Source organism: Enterobacter sp. ZOR0014, assembly GCF_000798855.1.
Classification (GTDB): Bacteria; Pseudomonadota; Gammaproteobacteria; order Enterobacterales; family Enterobacteriaceae; genus Enterobacter; species Enterobacter kobei.
The window spans coordinates 1-2,869 of record NZ_JTLF01000348.1 but is presented as its reverse complement, the minus strand read 5'-3'; the positions used below and the strand labels follow the sequence as shown (position 1 = coordinate 2,869).

The window sequence follows — 2,869 nt, the reverse complement described above, 5'->3', positions numbered from 1 at the left end:
AGAGCTCGTACGAAAGTACGGGCTTTTTTCTTTTATATTCTCCAACGGGGGGATGAGAACTTTGCTTCCTCTGCGGTGATGGTGTCGGGTGGCGCTTCGCTTACCCGACCTACAAAGAATTTACTCCTCCACCATCCGTGCATACTCTTCGGTTAGAAAATCGACCAGCGCCCTGACCGATGGCAGTAGACCGCGCCGCGAAGGATACACCGCGTGGATCACTTCCCGTCTGGGCTCCCAGGCATCCAGAACCCGCACCAATTCCCCTTTCGCCAACTGATCTTTAACCATTAAAATCGGCAGCTGCACCACGCCTACGCCCGCCATCGCCGCTTCCCGCAGCGCCAGCATATCGGTAGTTATAAAGCGCGGCGTGTAGTGGATTTCGGCTTTCGCTCCCTCCGGACCGCTCAGATCCCATTTATGCAGTTGCTTGCCCGCCCCCATACTTAAACCTGGCCAGTCGCTGAGTTCAGCAGGCATCATCGGGTTGCCCATCCGCTCAATCAACGCCGGGCTCGCCACCAGGCAGTGTCCTCTGTCAGCCAGCACCCTTAACACCAGATCGCTGTCATCAAAGGGACGCGGACGAACGCGGATCGCCACGTCAATGCCTTCACCTACCAGGTCAACCCGCCGGTTGGTGGCCTCCAGCTGAAGATTGATCCCCGGGTAACGCGACATAAACCGCGCCAGCATGGGCCCCACATGAACGTGCAGCAACGTGACAGGACACGTTATCCTGACAACACCGCGCGGTTCAGCCTGTAAGGCAGCCACCGCCTCCTCCGCCGCTTCAGCCTCGACCAGCATGGCTTTACAGTGCTGATAGAACGTTTGCCCCACCTCCGTCACCGTAAACTGCCGCGTGGTACGCTGTATCAACCGCACACCCAGTCGCTCTTCCAGTTGCGCAATCCGGCGGCTCAGTTTCGATTTAGGCTGATCGAGCGCCCGACCTGCCGCTGCAAACCCACCGTGGTCCACCACTTTCACAAACCACACGAAATCATTGAGATCCTGCATATGCCCCCATTGTTCCATTTTAAGAACAGTGAATGTCATTTTCACTCTCTACCGGGATATTAGCTCTGAATATAAGCTAATTACATCAACAGCACATCAGGAGTTAATCATGAAAAACGTAACAGGCGTCTATACCGCACCTCGTCCCCATTGGGTCGGAGACGGTTTCCCGGTTCGTTCGATGTTTTCCTATCAGACACATGGTGAATCACTCAGTCCGTTCCTGCTGCTGGACTATGCCGGTCCCTACACCTTCCCGGCGGATGGCGCGAAGCGTGGCGTGGGCGAGCACCCTCACCGTGGCTTTGAAACGGTCACCATCGTCTACTCCGGCGAAGTGGAACATCGTGACTCCAGCGGCAAAGGCGGGGTCATCGGACCGGGCGACGTGCAGTGGATGACGGCGGGCGCAGGCATTTTGCACGAGGAGTTCCACTCCAGCGCGTTCTCGCAGAAAGGCGGCGAACTGAAAATGATGCAGCTGTGGGTCAACCTGCCCGCCAAAGACAAGATGGCAGCGCCCGGTTACCAGAGCATCACGAAGGCGGATATCCCTGTCGTCACGCTGCCGGATAGCAGCGGAACGTTGCGCGTCATCGCCGGCCGCTTTGACGAGGTGACTGGCCCGGCTCATACCTTCTCACCGCTGAATGTGTGGGATCTGACACTACGCCAGGGCAGCCACCTGACGCTCAATCAGCCTGAAGGCTGGAGCACGGCGCTGGTGGTACTTGAGGGCAGCGTAACGGTGAACGGCACCACGCCAGCGGGTGAGGCACAGCTGATCGTATTCAGTCAGCAAGGCGACAAGCTTCATCTGGAAGCAAACGGCGACGCAAAAGTACTGCTGATGGCCGGCGAGCCGCTGAATGAACCGATTGTGGGCTATGGCCCATTTGTGATGAACAGTAAAACCGAAATCGCGGAAGCCATTCGTGATTTCAACTCCGGCCGCTTCGGCCAGATCTAAACGTAATAAGGAGCGCAAAATGTCTACCCCTGCAAACTTCAACGGTACACGTCCCGTCATTGACGTAAACGATGCAGTCATGCTGCTTATCGACCACCAGAGCGGGCTGTTCCAGACCGTCGGCGATATGCCGATGCCAGAACTGCGCGCCCGTGCGGCGGCGCTGGCAAAAATCGCCACCCTGGCGAAGATCCCGGTGATCACCACCGCTTCCGTCCCACAAGGACCGAACGGCCCGCTTATCCCGGAGATCCACGCCAATGCGCCGCATGCTCAGTACGTGGCCCGCAAAGGTGAGATCAACGCCTGGGATAACCCGGAGTTTGTGGCGGCAGTAAAAGCCACCGGGCGCAACACGTTGATCATTGCGGGCACGATCACCAGCGTCTGCATGGCCTTCCCGTCCATCAGCGCGGTTGCGGATGGGTATAAAGTCTTTGCGGTAATTGACGCCTCCGGGACCTACAGCAAAATGGCGCAAGAGATCACCCTCGCGCGCGTGATGCAGGCCGGTGTGGTACCGATGGACACCGCGGCGGTGGCGTCTGAGATCCAGCGAACCTGGAACCGCGAAGATGCTGCGGAGTGGGCTGAGGTGTACACCCATATCTTCCCGGCGTACCAGCTGCTGATCGAAAGCTATAGCAAAGCTCAGGAAGTGGTTAAAAACAGCGAAGTGCTCGATTCACAGCGTTAATTCAGCCCTCAACGGCATGTGCTGATTAAGGCTTAACCGAACAAGCACGAATACAGAAAATCTGCTTGACCGTGTAAGCGCAACTCCCTATAGTAGCGCCCCGTTGCCCCCCACGCGGTCAGGCAGCAAAACAATATGGTGAGGTGTCCGAGTGGCTGAAGGAGCACGCCTGGAAA

General features: G+C 57.4%; 3 protein-coding genes. 2 read left to right on the top strand and 1 reads right to left on the bottom strand.

Translation table 11 applies throughout. The annotated features are described in order from the left end of the window. Positions 1 to 120: 120 nt before the first annotated feature. Positions 121 to 1,026: a LysR family transcriptional regulator gene (locus L977_RS19895; protein ID WP_032664876.1), complete on the bottom strand. Its 906-nt coding sequence runs from the start codon at positions 1,024 to 1,026 to the stop codon at positions 121 to 123. Positions 1,027 to 1,135: 109 nt separating this feature from the next. Here L977_RS19895 and L977_RS19890 point away from each other — a divergent pair, with 109 nt between their 5' ends. Together L977_RS19890 and L977_RS19885 are read left to right on the top strand one after the other, a co-directional pair. Continuing rightward, positions 1,136 to 1,996 carry a pirin family protein gene (locus tag L977_RS19890; RefSeq protein WP_023337078.1) on the top strand — a complete coding sequence of 287 codons (861 nt, stop codon included), beginning with the start codon at positions 1,136 to 1,138 and terminating at the stop codon, positions 1,994 to 1,996. A 19-nt stretch (positions 1,997 to 2,015) separates the two neighbouring features. After that, positions 2,016 to 2,693, top strand: coding sequence for an isochorismatase family protein (locus L977_RS19885; RefSeq protein WP_023337077.1), 678 nt, complete (start codon positions 2,016 to 2,018; stop codon positions 2,691 to 2,693). Positions 2,694 to 2,869 lie beyond the last annotated feature (176 nt).

Excerpts from the sequence above, each read along its gene's own strand:
- L977_RS19895 (WP_032664876.1), bottom strand. The coding sequence starts at position 1,026 with ATGCAGGATCTCAATGATTTCGTGTGGTTTGTGAAAGTGGTGGACCAC.
- L977_RS19885 (WP_023337077.1), top strand. The coding sequence starts at position 2,016 with ATGTCTACCCCTGCAAACTTCAACGGTACACGTCCCGTCATTGACGTA.
- L977_RS19890 (WP_023337078.1), top strand. The coding sequence starts at position 1,136 with ATGAAAAACGTAACAGGCGTCTATACCGCACCTCGTCCCCATTGGGTC.